Consider the following 16,880-nt stretch of genomic DNA (forward strand, 5'->3'; position numbering starts at 1 on the left):
AACGAGAAAATCATTTTTACGAGTTGATATATTGCGAGTATTACCAAAGGCAATAGGTGAACTCTTTTATAGGTGAAATGTTTTGTCACTTCACACCTATGTAATTCAAGTTTGTACAGGCTGTATAAATCAGTTGGATTTGAAAGGGAAGAAAGCGTACTAAGGGAGTGAATGGGATGATTCAATCAAAAGCTCGTATTACTGCGATTGGCACTTATATTCCTGAACGTGTCTTATCTAATGAAGATCTAGAAAAAATGATTGATACAAATAATGAGTGGATTATTCAAAGATCAGGGATTAAGGAAAGGCGCATCACGAGGGTGAATGAATTCACATCGGATTTATGTATTAAAGCGGTGGAAAATTTAATGCAAAATTACGATAAAACCGTTGACGATGTAGATTTAATTATCGTTGCGACAACTACAGCAGATTTTGGATTTCCAAGCGTAGCTTGTCAATTACAAGAAGCATTCAAGATGAAGAGTACCGGTGCCTTTGATCTGAACGCCGTATGTGCTGGATTTACATATGGATTGCATGTGGCCAACGGTCTAATCTCTTCCGGTCTCCACAAAAAAATATTGGTAATCGGAGGGGAAACTTTTTCAAAAACCTTAGATTACACTGATCGTTCGACTTGTTTTCTGTTCGGTGATGGGGCGGGTGCAGTTTTAGTTGAATACGATGAGGAAAATCCAAGTTTTATCTCTAGTGTTCTCGGGACAAATGGTGAGGGGGGAATTCATCTTTATCGTTCTGGCTTGTCAACAGAAATGAATGGTGTGAAGTTGATTGGTGATGGAAATTTGGTTCAAAATGGGCGTGAAGTATATAAGTGGGCAGTACGAACGATTCCCAGCGGTATACAAACTTTGTTAGAGAAAGCCAATTTAAGAACGGAAGATATTAACTGGTTTGTCCCTCATAGTGCAAATTTAAGAATGATTGAATCTATTTGTGCAAAATCAAATATTAGTATGGATCATACATTATATAGTGTTGAAAAAATGGGAAATACCTCGTCAGCTTCAATACCATTAGCACTTCACTTGGGAATCGAAGAAGAAAAATTACGTTATGGAGATACGATTGTTTTATTTGGTTTTGGCGGAGGGCTGACATATACCGGACTCGTTGTTAAATGGGGAGTTCCGGATCAGTGAAAGAGGGTATTCCTCCGTCAATGTTCGTTCAATTTAACTCTGTTCTTACACATAGAATATTCAGCAAAAAAAGCAAGGAACAATTATCATGCTCCTTGCTTTGTCTTATTTAAATGTCCAATAGTTATTCAAAATAAAATTGATAACGGGAATCACCAAGGTTGTAACCAATTCCCCGATTACATAATGAAGCGAAAAGACATTCACGATCAAATACATAATCCCGAAGTTCAATGTAAAACCTATGGCCGAAACTGCTAGGAAACGGAGTAATTTATCGTAAGAGAAGTCGCTGCCAAAGGTAAACCTTTTATTCAAAAAAAATGAAATGACCGTCATGATGACAAAGGCAACAGCTGATGAAAAAACAGGATTCTTGTCAAAAATCTCTACAAAAATAAAGACTGAAAGAAAATAGATAAGCGTGCTTATGCAGCCTACTAAACTATATTTTACAAATTTAATAGATAGTTCCTTCATGACAGCTTCTTAGATAGGCTTTTCAAAACGCCACTTTCGTTCTTTGGACGACCTTTGTAGTTGATTAAAACGAGCAATTGGAACAAGGTTAGCGGCAATGACGTTTTCTTGTACGCTAAATACTTCGGCTCCCAATTGGATGTGAATTTACTTTTAAACTCTTTTAAGCCCTTAAAATTGTACATCGAATTGCCGTACAGATACGCAAAACGGATGATTTTTTCACCGGTAAATGAATGCTTGCAGTTTCCTACATTTGATAATGGTGTCATACCTAAGCTGCACGTATGGTACCCGTCATTTTTTGCCCACTGTAGAATATGAATAAACAACACATCCATTGTGCCATGAGGGCTATCTGCATACTTTCTCATCAGGTCAATCGTCATCGTATTTTTATAATCGGTTGCTAAAGTGGCAAAAGCAATGACCTTTCCATCTGGATTGTGTAAAAGGGCGATAGGAAAACGCGATACATATTCTTCACCAAAAGAGACGACAGAAAATCCTTTTTCTCGTTGACTTCCTAACCATGAATCAGATATCTGTTTGAGTTCGGAGAGGAAGTGCTCCGAATAAGGAGGATGAACGACGCTAAAGGTATACTCGTTTCGCGTGAATTTATTCAATCTTGTTCTAAGTCTGGCTCCTTTTTTTCCTTCTAGGGAAAATTGCTGGAGATTCACTAATCCTTGTTCTCCTACCTTCAGGAAGCGAAACCCTGAATCATGGTAATAGTGCATATACTGTGGGCTTATTTGGTAGAAGACAGGGTTAAATCCTTTTCTTTGGCTAAAATCGCAGAATTCCTTGATGGCTCCCTGTATCTTTGCCTCTTCTCCAATCGGATCCCCTAAGACGATTAATTTATTGTTAATCCGTTGATAAACGATTAAAACATCTTGATCGCTCGTCCAAAAAATCTCTTTATCTTCTAAGAAAATCAAATGCGAAACATGATTTCCGCCATTTTCGCTTAAAAAAGAAGTCAATTGATCAATATTTATAGATGGCTTCATTTCTTCCCTCTGTTATAAAAGAATAGCTTCAAGAGTGGTATTCTCCTGAAAAGAGTTACCCATAAATAATATCATAGGAAAGAGGATTTGAGCGGATAGAATATATTGTAATTTCAGTAGGGAAATGGTGCCAGTTTGTGAAAAATTGAAACATTTTCGAATGTGAAACGTATTTAATCCAAGGATTAATTGGGAAAAATATTAACAGTTACTAAACTATTCGACTGATCCTATAGGGGTGAAGAATTGAAGCATCATACTATTGAAGAAGTTATAAAAGATATTCAAGTTCTATCTACTAAAGATAATAACCCTGTAATTGTTAAAGGTTTTTCCGAAGTATTAAAATGTGTCGGAATTGGGACAGATGCTGCGGTTTTTCAAATAGAAGATGACACACGCTATGTGTATAAGGTTTTTAGTGAGGATAAGCTAGAAACCATGGAAAGGGAGAAGCAGGTTTATGAACAGCTCGGTGAATCACCCTTTTTTCCCATTTACTATGGCGCAGGGAGTAATTTTCTTATATTGAGCTATGAAAAAGGGATTACTCTTTATGATTGCTTGCTAAAGGGCGTACATATCCCAAAACAAGTGATTTGGGATGTTGAAGCGGCGCGTGAATACGCCATTTCAAAAGGCTTAAACCCAAGAGATATTCATTTAAAAAACATTCTTTTACATGAAGGTAGAGGGAAGCTTCTTGATGTTTCCGAATACTTAAAAGAAGGAAATGATCATCGCTGGACTTATTTAAAGAAAGGCTATGAAGATTACTATGAATTAATAGACGGCAGAGAAGTACCTTTATGGCTCATCGAAACGGTGAGAAAGTGGTATAACCTCACGCCGAATGGACAGTTGGATTTTCAAGAGTTTGTTCATAAGCTTATAAAGTTATTTCGAAGAATAGGTTAGAAGGAGAGTTCGTGTGGAGAGAAATGAAACAAAAGAACAGCTGCAAAAAGAATTAGAGGCCATTCAAATTTGGGAGAATGAACAAAAGGGTCTATGGTTTTGGGAAAAGCTTGGTCGTCTTCCCTTTAAAATTCTGGATCGACTTACACCGCAGTTCATTCATAACAAGATCGGGCAGGCCCTTGATGAATTGGGGAGTTACCTGCAAACGGGTGGACGTTATTTATCCAATGAAAAGGACGTTCTTAAAAGATTCAATCGTAAAACGGGAGTTGAGGATGCTACATTAGCGTCCATTTCTGCATTGCCGATACAGATGATGGATGAAGTCAGTGATGAATTAATTCGTTCGCGAAAAAACATCGCGATGACACAAGGTGCCACAACAGGAATCGGGGGAATTTTCACCTTATCGATTGATATTCCACTCCTTCTTGGGATATCCCTTAAAACACTTCAGGAAATTGCCGTCGCCTATGGTTACGACCCAAATGATAAAAAGGAGCGTATTTTCATCGTCAAATGCCTACAATTTGCTTCTTCAGACATTGTTGGGAAGCAAGCGATTTTAAAGGAGTTGTCTGCCTATTCAGACCCCGGTGTGGAAACGAGAGACGAAACGCTTTCGCAGGTCCAGGGTTGGAGAGAGGTCATCATGACCTATCGAGACAATTTTGGCTGGAAAAAGTTGTTTCAGATGATTCCAATTGCAGGGATTATTTTTGGTTCCTTTATTAATAAATCGATGATTCATGATATTGGGGAAACGGGGAAGATGCTGTACAAGAAACGCCGTGTCAAAGAAAAGCTTGAAGCACTTGCGCTGGGGAGTTAAACTGTCCAGTAAACGTGAAATTTTCTGTTGACAGCTCTACCAGTAAGCTTGTATAGTAATCTTAATTTAATTGATAAATTATTTTTCCCTAAAGGGGAGTAGCTTTTACAGCAAAGTCGTCATTACGGAGTATTTGTACTCTCGGCTTTGTTGGCAATGGGTTTGTCTGACGAACCTGTTGTTAGCAAGACCTTTACCTATTGGTAGAGGTCTTTTTGGATCTTAAAGGACCTCTACCAAATGAAGATTGGTAGAGGTTTTATTTTTATAATATAAATTGGAGGACAAAAAATTGTTATTAAGAAAATTCATGTCTCTTGTAGGCATAGGTTCAGCAAAAATTGATCTAATTCTAGACAAAGAAACGTATACACAAGGTGAACAAATTACTGGATATTTTCTACTCAAGGGTGGATTAATTGAACAACAATTAAAGAGAATTGATTGCGATTTGGTAAAAGTTGAGAACGGAACAGAATCTATGATTGAGGCAACATCGATTTTGACTTCCCGATCAATTGAGTCAGAAGCAGCAAATAAAATACCATTCTCATTCAAACTGCCAACATCTCTGCCCATCTCGACAGAAGACATTTCCTATCGTTTTAAAACAAGATTAACATTTACCGAAGGTGTGGAAAGTGTTGACCAAGATATTATTCAGGTTGTTGAAGGTGAGAGGCTAGCATAAAAAATAGAGGGGGATCACAGTAGCTGATATCCCCTCATATTTTTTTGCAGTAAATAGAATTATCATCCAAATTAACTTTTTTTCTTTACTGGCATCCAAATCTCGCTATAGACATTGTCCGAAGGGCCGTTGAACTTTGTAAAAGAAATGCTTGGGATATCCAAAACTTCATAACCAGAAGAAGGTAACCATTCAGAATAAATTTTTGTATGTGTTTCCTGGAACGTAGAAGGAAAAGGTCCTTGATTAGGGAAAATCGCCCATAAATTTTCTTCAATCGTAATTTGCTCTAAATCATCGAATGGATTATCTTGTGTAGTTGCAAAACCTATCATATGCGTTAAATAGCCTTTTTCTTCTAAGTATCCATCATCAAAATCATACGATACATTCAACACTTGATGAGGATATAAATCAGCTAATTGATGCATTTCATTTCTTTGTTGGTCGGTAATTGTCTGGGCTAATTCTAGGATAGCGTTGTTTACACCTTCGAATTGAATGGGTACTCTTTTCGATACACCAACAATATTAAACTTTTCTTTCTTTTCAATCTTGAATTCCATTGAAATTCCTCCTCTAATATCGATATAGAATGTAAATTTGGGAAATGATTTTTGAATTTTGTTCTTGGTGACTTCTGAAGGCAAAAAACCACTCCATTCCCGAAAGGCTCTTGAAAATCCTTCAATGGATTGATAGCCAAATTTATAGGCAATATCTGTCACTTTTGCTCCATTAATCAATTCAACATTCGCAACCGATAATCTCCTATTTTTGATATACTCATTCAATGACATTCCAGCCATATAGGAAAACATTCTTTTAAAATGATAATCAGATAATCCTACAATTTTTGAAATATCCTCTCCAGAGATATCTTCCGTTAAATGTGATTCGATGTAATCCATTAATTGATTGAATTCCTGTAACATTCATTTCCCTCCCTTACACATACATGTTATCGTTAAAATTTATTAATAACTCGATATTTTTCATACGGAATATATCGGAATTCGCCTGTCACTATTATAGTCACTTAAATAATCATTTCATAACGTTTAATGGTTATTAAAAGAACTCTACTTTGAATCCAATTAAACTTATAATTTTCATTTGGAAATACTCCTTCAAAGGGCTAGTCCGAATATCACTTGGTATCCAAATGTATAGGTCATTTTTCCATATTTCTATATCGGATTTTTCCTAATTTTAATATAATTGTTTTGAGCGATAATTTTTACTTTTCGCACCTACAGCTAAGGAATGGTGAAAAAATGAATAATATCCTGAATAACAAATTTTATTTACTTTGGGAAAAAGCGGCTAATTTTTTTCTTCTGAATCTATTGTGGGTGATTGCGTGTATTCCGATTGTCACCATTTTTCCCGCCACTGCAGCCATGTATGGCGTCATTCGAGAATGGAAGATGGATGGGGAGACAAGTGTTTTTAAGCCATTTTGGAACAACTTTAAACTTCATTTCAAAAAGAGTCTACTATTCGAAATCATTTGGGTGTTAATCGCTAGTCTTCTATTCTATGATTTTCAAATTGTCTTCCAAGTGACTTCGGCAGGGTTCATCCCGGTTAAAATCATTTTAGTCTTAATCACAGCAACCTTTTTATGTATGAGTACTCTTTTATTCCCACTGATCGTTCAATACGATTTGAAGTTAAAAGATAACATCAAAAACATGTTTATTATCTCGTTTGCATACTTCCCTACAACATTGTTGATCGTGATCAGCGGAGGTTTTCTTTTCTTAGTTGTTTATATTTTACCGATTACTCTATTTATTCTAGTCAGCCTGTATGGCTATTTACATTTCCATTTAAGTCATCAAGTGTTTACAAAAATCGAAAAGTATCGATTATCTTTAACTAATAAGTAAACGTTTACACATCGTTTTAGGGGAGGATTCATGATGACATTTCGTACAGAGTATCCGCGACCGCAATTTGTTCGTCAAAAATGGTTGAATTTGAATGGAGTTTGGGATTTTGCGTTTGATGATGAGAAAAAAGGAACGGAAGAGAAGTGGTTTAAAGAACATAGTACTGCCTTTAATCAACAAATCAATGTCCCGTTTGCGTATCAAACAAAATTAAGTGGAATAGAAGACTCAACCTTCCATGATTTTGTCTGGTATCGCCGTCAGTTTGAAGTTCCAGCGAGTTGGCAAGGTCAACGTGTCGTGTTACATTTTGGTGCAGTAGATTATCGTGCGTGGGTGTATGTGAATGAGCAGCTAGTTGGATTCCATGAAGGTGGGCATGTCAGCTTTCAATTTGATATAACGGATTACCTGCAGGGTGGAAAAGAAACGCTTGTCGTTCGAGTCGAGGACCCTTCGACAGATGAAACGATTCCACGTGGTAAACAGTTCTGGGTAGAAAAATCGGATGCGATTTGGTACACACGTACGACTGGGATTTGGCAAACGGTATGGATTGAGCCCGTGAGCCCGATACATTTAAAAAAGCTTAAATTCACCCCGAATGTGGATGAAGGGGAAGTCATCGTAGAATGTGAAGTCGATGGGAACTACGCAGAGGCTAAGGTAGAGATGGAGATTCTTTTTAAAGGAGAAAGGATTGCCAAAGAACTCTTTGAACTGCAAGAGCCGTACCACCGTCACTCTATTAATCTTTTTAATCGAAAAATCTTTCGAACAAGCTTCCATAATGATGGCTGGGCGTGGACGCCGGAAAATCCGAACCTTTTTGATGTAAAAGTTTCGCTTCTTCAAGGGGATTCGGTTATGGATGAGCTTCAATCTTATTTTGGGATGAGAAAGGTTCATACGGAAAACGGAATGGTCTATCTTAATAATCGTCCCTATTATCAAAAACTAGTTTTAGACCAAGGTTACTGGCCAGAAGGATTATTGACTGCACCGACGGATGAGGACCTGAAGATGGATATTGAACTGGCGAAGGAAATGGGCTTTAATGGTTGTCGGAAGCATCAAAAAGTGGAAGACCCACGCTTCCTTTATTGGGCAGATCAGCTTGGATTCTTGGTTTGGGGCGAATGTGCAGCTTCTCCTTCTTACAGTGAAGACGCGGTTGCTCTCTTAACGAAGGAATGGATTGAAATTGTCGAGCGGGATTATAGTCATCCATCGATTGTGGCATGGGTACCAATCAATGAAAGCTGGGGTGTTCCACATATTCGTTCGAACCGTCAGCAACAGCATCACTCATTAGCGATGTATCATCTGATTCATTCCCTTGACCCAACTCGTCTCGTCATCTCAAACGATGGCTGGGAGTTAACGAAAACAGATATTTGTGCCGTCCATAATTACAATCATGGAAACCATGATGAAGTCGCGAAATATGAGAAATTTAAAGAAGACCTTGCAACGAAAGAGGGGATTCTTCATTCTCAACCAGCAAGACGTGGCATTTATGCCAACGGATTTGCACATGAAGGGGAACCGATTTTACTAACGGAATTTGGAGGTATTGGCTTTAAAGTCGATGATGCGAATGGTTGGGGCTATACCTCAGTTGCGAATGTAGAGGATTACCTAGCGGATTACCGCCGAATTATGGAGGCTATCTATAGCTCGAAGATTTTATTTGGCTACTGCTATACACAGTTAACAGACGTTGAACAAGAGATTAATGGAATCCTAACCTATGACCGCAAACCGAAGTGTGACCTGAAAGAGATTAAGTGTATTAATGAAATGTGGCATGCGGATACGATTTGAGTAATGAGCACACCCCTGTTTTTTATGGACTAAAACAAGAAAGGCAACCCAGATTACTGGTGTTGCCTTCATGTTTACTTCAAGCTCCCCGGAACAGACTTCATGATCTTCCCAGTGTTTTGAGTGTTCACTGGAGAAGTTGCTGGACGTAATACACGCATGGAATTCACCACCTTTCAAGACTATTTTTCCAGATGAGGTTTAAGACTTTTTTAATACTTCGCTTTTCATAAGGGCAAGGCCGTTCACCAGTTCTCATGCGGTATAACGGACAGTGATTGCCTTGGCATGCAGGTCGGTAGAAGCAGGACTGGCAACCTTCGTCGGTTTCTTCTCCTGATGTGACCCAGTTGGCGATTTTGTCAAAGTCCAGGTCGAGCTGTCCATCTTCGTGGAGAGTTCCGACCTTATTACACTCTTCATTTAGCGAGAGGGTGCATTTGTACAATTGACCGTCTGAACCGACCACTAATGAGTGGGGCTTTGCTGAGTAGCAAACAGACGCAGACGGCATCATTGAACCCGAGACCATCGAACTCATATTAACTCCTTCAGTAATCGCCTCATCGGTCAGCTCCCAAATTTTCTTATCAGCCATGGTCCGACTGCAAACGGGGATGTCATCATCGTTTTTCCCACCCCATTTTCCAACTGGTCGAAAAAGGATTCCGAAACGCTGATCATCGGTAAAATGCTCCTTTAGAAATCTTGTTAACTCGGATGCCTCTTTCAAATTATCCTCATCAAAATTCGTTCGAATCGTGATATCAAATACTCCAGGGATTTCTTTAATGGCTAAAAGATTTTTGAGGATGGTATCAAACGTTTTCCCGCCTCCTGTTAAATATCTGCGGCTATCGTGAACCTCACCAATTCCATCGATGGTAATCATGAATTGATTGATATTCCAAGAGAGCAAGCGCTGGAACACGTCTTTTGTTAAAAGATAGCCATTGGTCACAAGGTCACAGGAGTATTGAATATTATTTTCTTTTGCTACGGCCAAAAAAGACTCGGACAGTTCCTCGATGACATCTAAGGCAATAAGTGGCTCACCACCAAACCAACTAATATGTAAGTTAGATAGAGTTGCTGCTTTTTGTTGGACAAACGATTTTAATCCATTTCTGATTTTCCGATTCATGTTTCCTCGTTCAAACGATTCGTAGCAATAGGTACAGCGGAAATTGCAGGCTTCAGTCGGCATGAGGATAAGATGCATCATATCGGTTCGGTGCAACGACTGGTGCAGAAACTGTGCTCTTCTTTTTTCATCAACAGAACTAGAAATGAGAAATCCGTTGTTGTACAAGTCTTCTTGGATCTCGTTTTCCAATTGATTGGTGCCAGCTCTTTTTAAAGCAGAAAGGACCGTTTGTTTTTCTGTATCGGAAAAATGAGCAATGGCACCTGTATAACTATTAAATAGGACTAGCCCATTGTCATCCGTATGGGATAAAGCATTAAATCGAGATGGAACATATGCATTTTTCATCTTTCTCACAAACCTTCATTTTTGATAGACAAAGAACATTATAGAGGTTTTGAGGTAGGGTGGTCAGTGAGGTCAATCACAAGGGAATCGGATTTTGGTATGATAATAGAAAGAGAACAGAGGAGGACAATGAATGTACGTCTATTTGATGAACAATGTGAAATCAGTTGATAAAGAACTTATCAAGAGTCATGTCGAGTATCTGAAGGAATTGAAGAGACAAGGAAAGCTGGTACTTTGTGGACCTTTCACAGATTATCCAGGGGGAATGGTTGTGTATGTGGCAGAGGATTTAGATGAAGCGACAACAATTGCAAAATCAGACCCGTTCATAAGCTCAGGCTGTAAATCCTTTGAATTGAGAACGATTGAAGTAGCAAATGAGGAAAATAACTATCTTTTTGATGAATAATAAGCAGAGTGCGAAAGTTTCCGTGTTCGCACTCTTCTTTTTTACTATAAAGGTTATTTTTCTCGCAGGTAACAAATCATAACATGGATGTAAACGGACGTTGATAGACGATCGTTGTTTTCTATTCGATAATAGTGTTAGGAGGTATGAAAAGTATGATAAATATGAATCTGAAAAATTTACGTATGCGCCACAAGCTTACTCAAGAGGAAGTGGCTGAACGTTTAAATGTATCTCGACAAGTTATTGCAAAATGGGAAAAAGGTGAATCTACTCCTGATATTCAGCATTGTATGGAGCTTGCAAAACTGTACAATGTGACTTTAGATGATTTGGTCAATTTTAAGGAAGCAGATGAACAGCTTGGTATTCCACCGAAAGGCAAACATTTCTTTGGGGTGGCGACAATTGGAGAACGAGGGCAAATGGTTATTCCCAAACAGGCACGAGAGATTTTTGGGTTAGGTGCAGGAGATAAATTGATTATCGTTGGTGATGATGAACGTGGGCTTGCCCTTGTGCCAGAGCGAATGATGAGTAACTTTTTCCATATGGTTAAAACGACTATCGATGAAGAGGGTGAGTAAATGACTACGGCTATTTCAATCAATTCTCTTACGAAAAAATATGGGATGAAGACTGTCGTGGACAATATTTCTTTTTCCATCAAAGAAGGTGAATTGTTTGGTCTACTTGGTGTGAATGGTGCTGGTAAAACGACGCTGATCAAAATGCTTTCAGGCTTAACAAAGCCAACAACGGGTGATGCGACATTGTTAGGAAAAAGTGTTACACAATCTCCTGAACAAGTGCGTCAAGTGATTGCTGTATCTCCACAAGAAACGGCCATTGCTTCCAATTTGACGGTACGTGAAAATTTGGAACTAATGGCTGGTATCCAAGGTTTTAATAAAGAAGAGGGAAAAAGAAAAGCGGATGAAATGATTGCCCAGTTTTCACTGCAACCGTATGAAAATCAGCGGGGTAAAACTTTATCTGGTGGTTGGCAGCGTAAGCTTAGCATTGCCATTGCTTTAATTAGTGAACCACGGATTTTATTTTTGGACGAGCCAACGCTTGGGCTTGATATATTAGGACGGCGCGAATTATGGGCCCAAATTGAAAAGCTGAAGGAAAAAACAACAATTATTTTAACGACGCATTATTTAGAAGAAGCGGAGGCACTCTCTGATCGAATTTGCATTATGAAGAATGGACAAATGAAAGCTCTTGGTTCAGCTAAGGAGCTGATTGAGACTTCTAATAAAACAAGCTTTGAGGATGCATTCGTTTATTTTGTGACGGAAGGAGATGTGCAATGAGAATACTTTTATTTGCGAACCGAACAACAAAGGAAATTGTACGCGATCCGATGGCAATCCTTTTTGGACTAGGGTTTCCAATTGTGTTATTACTTCTCTTATCGGCGATTAACAAAAGCATCCCAGTCGATCTCTTTAATATTACGGAATTAACACCTGGAATCGCAGTGTTCGGTCTATCTTTTATGGCTCTATTTGCAGCGCAAGTTGTATCAAAAGACAGAGAAAGTTCGTTTTTAACAAGGCTTTTCACAACACCAATGACATCGAAAGATTTCATTATCGGCTATAGTTTGCCTTTACTTCTGATGTCCGTCGTGCAAGGAATTATTTGTTATATTGTTGCTATTATTCTAGGGTTATCTATTTCTACTTCCATGTTCATGGCTATTGCATTGCTTGTCCCGCCTGCGTTTATATTTGTTAGTCTTGGACTCATATGCGGCACATTGTTAAGTGAAAAAGCGGCTACGGGCCTTTCCGGTGCCCTTCTTACCAACTTGGCTGCATGGCTTTCGGGCATCTGGTTTGATTTAGATTTAGTGGGGGGACTATTCAAAAATATCGCGTATGTTTTACCATTTGTACATGCAGTTGACATGGGGAAAGCTGCTATGAGTGGTCAATATAGTGATATTTTTCCTCATCTTTGGTGGGTGCTTGGGTACGCAGTCGTATTAACAGTACTTGCGATTGTGTTATTTAAAAAGAAAATGAAGGCTGATTAACTCCATCTGGATCTGTATGGACACTCTTTTACAAAGCACTATTTAAGAGTTGGATTGAAGAAAGGTGGAATGATTGCCTTTCTTTTTTATGATTAAAATTCTGAATTTTTAAAACAATCCTTTTGTTCCTTTCATTCCTCATTTAATATAAAAGTGAGGTGATAACATTGTTTCCTAAAGAAATCACAAAGGATCTATCTCTTCCAGCTCTACTGCTGGATTTAGATGCCTTTGATCAAAATTGTCAGAGTATCGCTGAAAAGGCAAATGGGAAAACCATTCGAATTGCAACCAAATCCATACGATCCATTTCGGTTTTAAAAAGAATTTTCCAATCTAGCCCTGTTTTCAAGGGGTTAATGAGTTATAGCCCCGCAGAAGCTGTCTTTCTTGCAGAACATGGCTTTGATGATATTCTTTTAGGCTATCCGTGTTGGGATCATCAAGCGCTTAGCCAAATTGCCAAACTAAATGCTGCAGGCAAACAAATCACCTGCATGGTCGATTCACCTGAACAAATTGTTCATCTAAACAAGATTGCTAGAAAAGAGAATGGACTCTTTTATCTATGTATGGATATTGATATGAGCACAACTTTTGGAGGCTTTCACTTTGGAGTCAGGCGTTCTCCCTTGAAAACAGAGGAGGATGTCATTCAACTACTCGAGCAAATAAAGGAATCCCCAAAGTTAGAACTGATTGGAATGATGGGGTATGAGGCACAGATTGCAGGAGTCGGTGACAAAGTGCCTTCACAACAGCTTAAGAACCAAGCCGTTAAATTTTTGAAAAAGAAATCCATTCATGAAATCGAATTACGACGGGAGTCGATTGTTCAAGCTCTTGAGAGAGAAGGATTTCAACTCGAATTTGTGAATGGAGGTGGGACGGGTAGCCTTGATATGACGGCGCAAGAGGAGAGTGTTACTGAATTAACAGCGGGCTCAGGTTTCTATGCTCCGTTGCTGTTCGATTACTACCGGAATTTCCGTTTTGCACCTGCCTTATTTTTTGCATTGCCGGTTGTGAGAAAACCGACCTCCAATATCTATACTTGTCTCGGTGGTGGGTATGTCTCATCAGGTCCACATGGGGAGGATAAAGTGCCGCAGCCGGTGTATCCATCAGGTGGAAAGTTGCTACCGTTTGAAGGAGCGGGAGAGGTTCAAACCCCAGTTTTTTATGAAAACGGAACATTAGAAATCGGGGATGCGATTATCTTCAGGGCCGCCAAAGCGGGAGAAATTTGCGAGCGTTTTAATGAAATCATCTGTTTTTCAGGGCAGCAAGTTGTCAATCGATTTAAGACTTATCGGGGGGAAGGGAAATGCTTTCTGTAATCAAAACGATACAAGGAAAACGGTGGAGCAATTGGGCGCAAACCTTTGAAAGTAGCCCTGAGAAAATTCTTTATCCCTCCTCGATTGATGAGGTTGTTCTACTCGTTAAGGAAGCCTCGAAACAAAAGAAGAAAATAAGAGTAGTAGGGGCTGGACATTCTTTTACAAGGTTAGTAAAAACAGATGATTGGCTGGTATCCCTTGATTTATTAAGTGGAATTGAACAACTTGATAAAGCAGCTAGTACGGTTGTTGTCCTTGGTGGCACAAGATTATTTCAATTAGGGGAAGAGCTAGGGAAAGCAGGATATGCGCAGGAGAATTTAGGGGATATCAATGTCCAAAGTATTGCGGGAGCTGTTTCGACGGGAACACACGGCACGGGGATCGCGTTCGGCAATATTTCTACCCAGGTCTTGGAACTGACCATTGTGACAGCATCGGGAGAGATTCTGACCGTTTCTGAGGTAGAAAACACTCGATTTTTCAAGGCTTGTCTCGTATCCTTCGGCACCCTCGGAATCATTGTAAAAGTGAAATTGATTATCATTCAATGCCCTGTTTATGAGTATAGAAGTGATAAGATTGAATATCCACATTTTGAACCACAGCTTGAGCGGTACATCAACGAAAATCGTCACTTTGAATTCTATCTCTTCCCTTATTCGGACCTGGTCCAAGTGAAGACGATGAATAAGACTGAACGAAAGCCGCAACGCATATTTTTCCATCATCTTAATTCTTTAATACTTGAAAACTATCTATTTTTTGTTCTGTCGGAGCTGAGCCGATGGATTCCTGGTACCGCCAGTTTAATTAGCCGATTATCGGCGAAAGGAATAAGCAAGACAGTTGTTACGGCAAAAAGTCATGAGCTTTTTGCTACTCCTAGATTAGTCAAATTTAGAGAAATAGAATATAGTATTCCACTTCAATATTTTAGAAAAGCCCTTCAAGAGATTCGGACACAGATAGAAGAAAAGAAATATAGGGTTCATTTTCCGATAGAATGCAGGACTGTTCAGGCAGATGATATATGGCTTAGTCCATCTTATCAGCGGGATTCGGCTTATATAGCCTTTCACATGTATAAAGGGATGCCTTATGAAGCGTATTTTCGAGATATGGAAGCAATCATGCAGAAATACGAAGGACGACCGCATTGGGGAAAAATGCATACGCTTGGAAAGAGGGACTTACTAAGCCGCTATCCAAGACTACCGGATTTTCTTGCGATTAGGAAGGAACTAGATCCTGAAGAAATCTTTTTAAATGACTATCTTAAAAACATGATGGATGAAGAAACATTTCAAGCCCCTGAAAACTAATTTCTCAGGGGTTTGATTTTTGGAATCCAGTATAATCGGATATGGTAATAAAGAAGAAAAAAGTTTATAGTAATCAAATGTGCCAGTGTTTTGTTGCAAAGCATTCATCATATATTCAAGGAACATACTAACTGAAGTCGGAAACTAATTTTCTAAGGAGGTCAAAATGGATAATAACGATAGATTAATTCGATTAAGATATGCAATGGAGCTGAAAAATAGAGAAATGGCGGAGATTTTTAAACTAGGTGGTATGGAAGTATCGGTACCAGAAGTCACAAAGATTCTCACAAGAACAGACGACTTTGAAGAGGATAGTGAGGACCATATCGAATGCACGAGCAACATGTTGGATGCATTTTTGAATGGGTTCATTATTTATAAAAGAGGCGTTCAGGAGCCGAAACCGGGGCAGCCTGCTGCACCTGAACCAGCCAAAACTTCACACATGAACAATGTTCTTTTGAAAAAAGTGAAAATCGCATTAGCTTTAACGACGGATGATATGCTCGATATCTTTGAAGAAGCGGGAATCGTCGTTACTAAAGGCGAACTCGGGGCTTTATTAAGAAAAGAGGGACACAAGAATTACAAAGTGTGTGGAGATAAATTTGCACGGAATTTCTTAAAAGGGTTGGCTTTCAAATATCGGGGATAAAAAAGCTAGGTGATTCTTATGATACAAACACATACATACTTAGGTGAGACAATTCGTTTTGAAATCAAGTACAAAAATCGCACGTCTTTCGCTATTAGGATTGATAGTTATGGAAATGTGGAAGTGCAGGCTCCGAAAGGGACGGAGGATGCTAAGGTTCTTCATTTACTTGAGGGAAATTGGGACCTTATTCAGCAAAAATTAACCGAGATGAATGAGCGGCTACAAGGACATGAGAAAAAGGTATATGAATATGGGGAGAGTTTTCTTTATTTAGGAAAAACCTTCCCTATCCAGATAAATGTAGATATAAATACTACTCAAGACCATGTCGTTCTTGAGGAAGAGAAACTACAAATCTACGTCAAGCAGCATGATCCTGAAAAAATACAACAAGCCTTAAAACGTTTTTACTATCAGAGGTGCAAAGCTTTAGTAGAAAAAAGCATATCAGTCTATCAAAGTAATTTTAAGACAAAACCAAGTTCGATCAAAATAAACGATAGCAAAACAACATGGGGAACCTGTGATTCAAACAGGAGGTTAACCTTCAATTGGAAATTAGCGATGGCACCCCAAGAGGTTATCGATTATGTAGTTGTTCACGAAATGTGTCATATGGTCCATCTCAATCATGACCGATCCTTCTGGCGTCTTGTCGGAAAAATCATGCCTGATTATGAGGAGAAGGAAGATTGGCTCAAGTTTTCAAGCTGGAAAATGACCGTTTAGTTTGAGAGGCTCACCTCGAGACAGAAGC

General features: G+C 38.9%; 18 protein-coding genes. 14 read left to right on the forward strand and 4 right to left on the reverse strand.

From position 1 onward, the window contains the following. The first annotated feature begins 176 nt into the window (after window positions 1-176). A complete protein-coding gene (locus tag FAR12_RS15360; protein ID WP_126409657.1) occupies window positions 177-1,169 on the forward strand; it encodes a ketoacyl-ACP synthase III in 993 nt (330 codons plus the stop codon). 105 nt (window positions 1,170-1,274) lie between these two features. On the opposite strand, the gene FAR12_RS15365 is transcribed toward FAR12_RS15360, so the two are convergent. Both FAR12_RS15365 and FAR12_RS15370 read right to left on the reverse strand, forming a co-directional pair. Further along, window positions 1,275-1,649 (reverse strand): GtrA family protein, encoded by a 375-nt coding sequence (locus FAR12_RS15365; protein ID WP_126409658.1) that lies wholly within the window; start codon window positions 1,647-1,649, stop codon window positions 1,275-1,277. Continuing rightward, window positions 1,646-2,668 carry a phosphatidylglycerol lysyltransferase domain-containing protein gene (locus FAR12_RS15370; RefSeq protein WP_126409659.1) on the reverse strand — a complete coding sequence of 341 codons (1,023 nt, stop codon included), beginning with the start codon at window positions 2,666-2,668 and terminating at the stop codon, window positions 1,646-1,648. The genes FAR12_RS15365 and FAR12_RS15370 overlap by 4 nt, the downstream gene beginning before the upstream one ends. A gap of 246 nt (window positions 2,669-2,914) precedes the next feature. Here FAR12_RS15370 and FAR12_RS15375 point away from each other — a divergent pair, with 246 nt between their 5' ends. The 3 genes from FAR12_RS15375 to FAR12_RS15385 all read left to right on the forward strand — a co-directional run bounded on the left by FAR12_RS15375 (window position 2,915) and on the right by FAR12_RS15385 (window position 5,112). Then, window positions 2,915-3,586 (forward strand): protein kinase family protein, encoded by a 672-nt coding sequence (locus FAR12_RS15375; protein ID WP_126409660.1) that lies wholly within the window; start codon window positions 2,915-2,917, stop codon window positions 3,584-3,586. 13 nt (window positions 3,587-3,599) lie between these two features. Continuing rightward, complete coding sequence (locus FAR12_RS15380; protein ID WP_126409661.1) at window positions 3,600-4,421, forward strand: EcsC family protein; 822 nt, start codon at window positions 3,600-3,602, stop codon at window positions 4,419-4,421. A gap of 292 nt (window positions 4,422-4,713) precedes the next feature. Continuing rightward, on the forward strand, window positions 4,714-5,112 hold the full coding sequence (locus FAR12_RS15385) for a sporulation protein (RefSeq protein WP_126409662.1): 399 nt from the start codon (window positions 4,714-4,716) through the stop codon (window positions 5,110-5,112). 71 nt (window positions 5,113-5,183) lie between these two features. On the opposite strand, the gene FAR12_RS15390 is transcribed toward FAR12_RS15385, so the two are convergent. Then, complete coding sequence (locus tag FAR12_RS15390; RefSeq protein WP_126409663.1) at window positions 5,184-6,047, reverse strand: AraC family transcriptional regulator; 864 nt, start codon at window positions 6,045-6,047, stop codon at window positions 5,184-5,186. 342 nt (window positions 6,048-6,389) lie between these two features. Between FAR12_RS15390 and FAR12_RS15395 the strand changes: the two genes are divergently transcribed. Together FAR12_RS15395 and FAR12_RS15400 are read left to right on the forward strand one after the other, a co-directional pair. Then, a complete protein-coding gene (locus FAR12_RS15395; RefSeq protein ID WP_126409664.1) occupies window positions 6,390-7,007 on the forward strand; it encodes a YesL family protein in 618 nt (205 codons plus the stop codon). Between the two features lie 33 nt (window positions 7,008-7,040). Next, a complete protein-coding gene (locus tag FAR12_RS15400; RefSeq protein ID WP_126409665.1) occupies window positions 7,041-8,837 on the forward strand; it encodes a glycoside hydrolase family 2 protein in 1,797 nt (598 codons plus the stop codon). Window positions 8,838-9,003: 166 nt separating this feature from the next. Here the strand turns inward: FAR12_RS15400 and FAR12_RS15405 are convergent, their stop codons facing one another. Beyond that, window positions 9,004-10,332 (reverse strand): radical SAM/SPASM domain-containing protein, encoded by a 1,329-nt coding sequence (locus FAR12_RS15405; RefSeq protein ID WP_126409666.1) that lies wholly within the window; start codon window positions 10,330-10,332, stop codon window positions 9,004-9,006. A 133-nt stretch (window positions 10,333-10,465) separates the two neighbouring features. Between FAR12_RS15405 and FAR12_RS15410 the strand changes: the two genes are divergently transcribed. The 8 genes from FAR12_RS15410 (at window position 10,466) to FAR12_RS15440 (ending at window position 16,852) form a co-directional block, all read left to right on the forward strand. Next, window positions 10,466-10,744: a YciI family protein gene (locus FAR12_RS15410; protein WP_126409667.1), complete on the forward strand. Its 279-nt coding sequence runs from the start codon at window positions 10,466-10,468 to the stop codon at window positions 10,742-10,744. 155 nt (window positions 10,745-10,899) lie between these two features. Further along, window positions 10,900-11,331 carry a helix-turn-helix domain-containing protein gene (locus FAR12_RS23485; protein WP_170972221.1) on the forward strand — a complete coding sequence of 144 codons (432 nt, stop codon included), beginning with the start codon at window positions 10,900-10,902 and terminating at the stop codon, window positions 11,329-11,331. Beyond that, a complete protein-coding gene (locus tag FAR12_RS23490; protein WP_170972222.1) occupies window positions 11,332-12,066 on the forward strand; it encodes an ABC transporter ATP-binding protein in 735 nt (244 codons plus the stop codon). Next, on the forward strand, window positions 12,063-12,794 hold the full coding sequence (locus tag FAR12_RS15420) for an ABC transporter permease (RefSeq protein WP_126409668.1): 732 nt from the start codon (window positions 12,063-12,065) through the stop codon (window positions 12,792-12,794). The genes FAR12_RS23490 and FAR12_RS15420 overlap by 4 nt, the downstream gene beginning before the upstream one ends. Before the next feature lie 167 nt (window positions 12,795-12,961). Further along, complete coding sequence (locus FAR12_RS15425) at window positions 12,962-14,134, forward strand: amino acid deaminase/aldolase (protein WP_126409669.1); 1,173 nt, start codon at window positions 12,962-12,964, stop codon at window positions 14,132-14,134. Further along, window positions 14,134-15,462 carry a D-arabinono-1,4-lactone oxidase gene (locus FAR12_RS15430; protein WP_170972227.1) on the forward strand — a complete coding sequence of 443 codons (1,329 nt, stop codon included), beginning with the start codon at window positions 14,134-14,136 and terminating at the stop codon, window positions 15,460-15,462. The genes FAR12_RS15425 and FAR12_RS15430 overlap by 1 nt, the downstream gene beginning before the upstream one ends. 166 nt (window positions 15,463-15,628) lie before the next feature. Next, window positions 15,629-16,120 carry a YehS family protein gene (locus tag FAR12_RS15435; RefSeq protein WP_126409671.1) on the forward strand — a complete coding sequence of 164 codons (492 nt, stop codon included), beginning with the start codon at window positions 15,629-15,631 and terminating at the stop codon, window positions 16,118-16,120. A gap of 18 nt (window positions 16,121-16,138) precedes the next feature. Next, window positions 16,139-16,852: a M48 family metallopeptidase gene (locus FAR12_RS15440; RefSeq protein WP_126409672.1), complete on the forward strand. Its 714-nt coding sequence runs from the start codon at window positions 16,139-16,141 to the stop codon at window positions 16,850-16,852. Window positions 16,853-16,880 lie beyond the last annotated feature (28 nt).

Origin of the sequence: Bacillus yapensis, assembly GCF_005280205.1 — a bacterium.
Lineage (GTDB): Bacteria > Bacillota > Bacilli > Bacillales > Cytobacillaceae > Robertmurraya > Robertmurraya yapensis.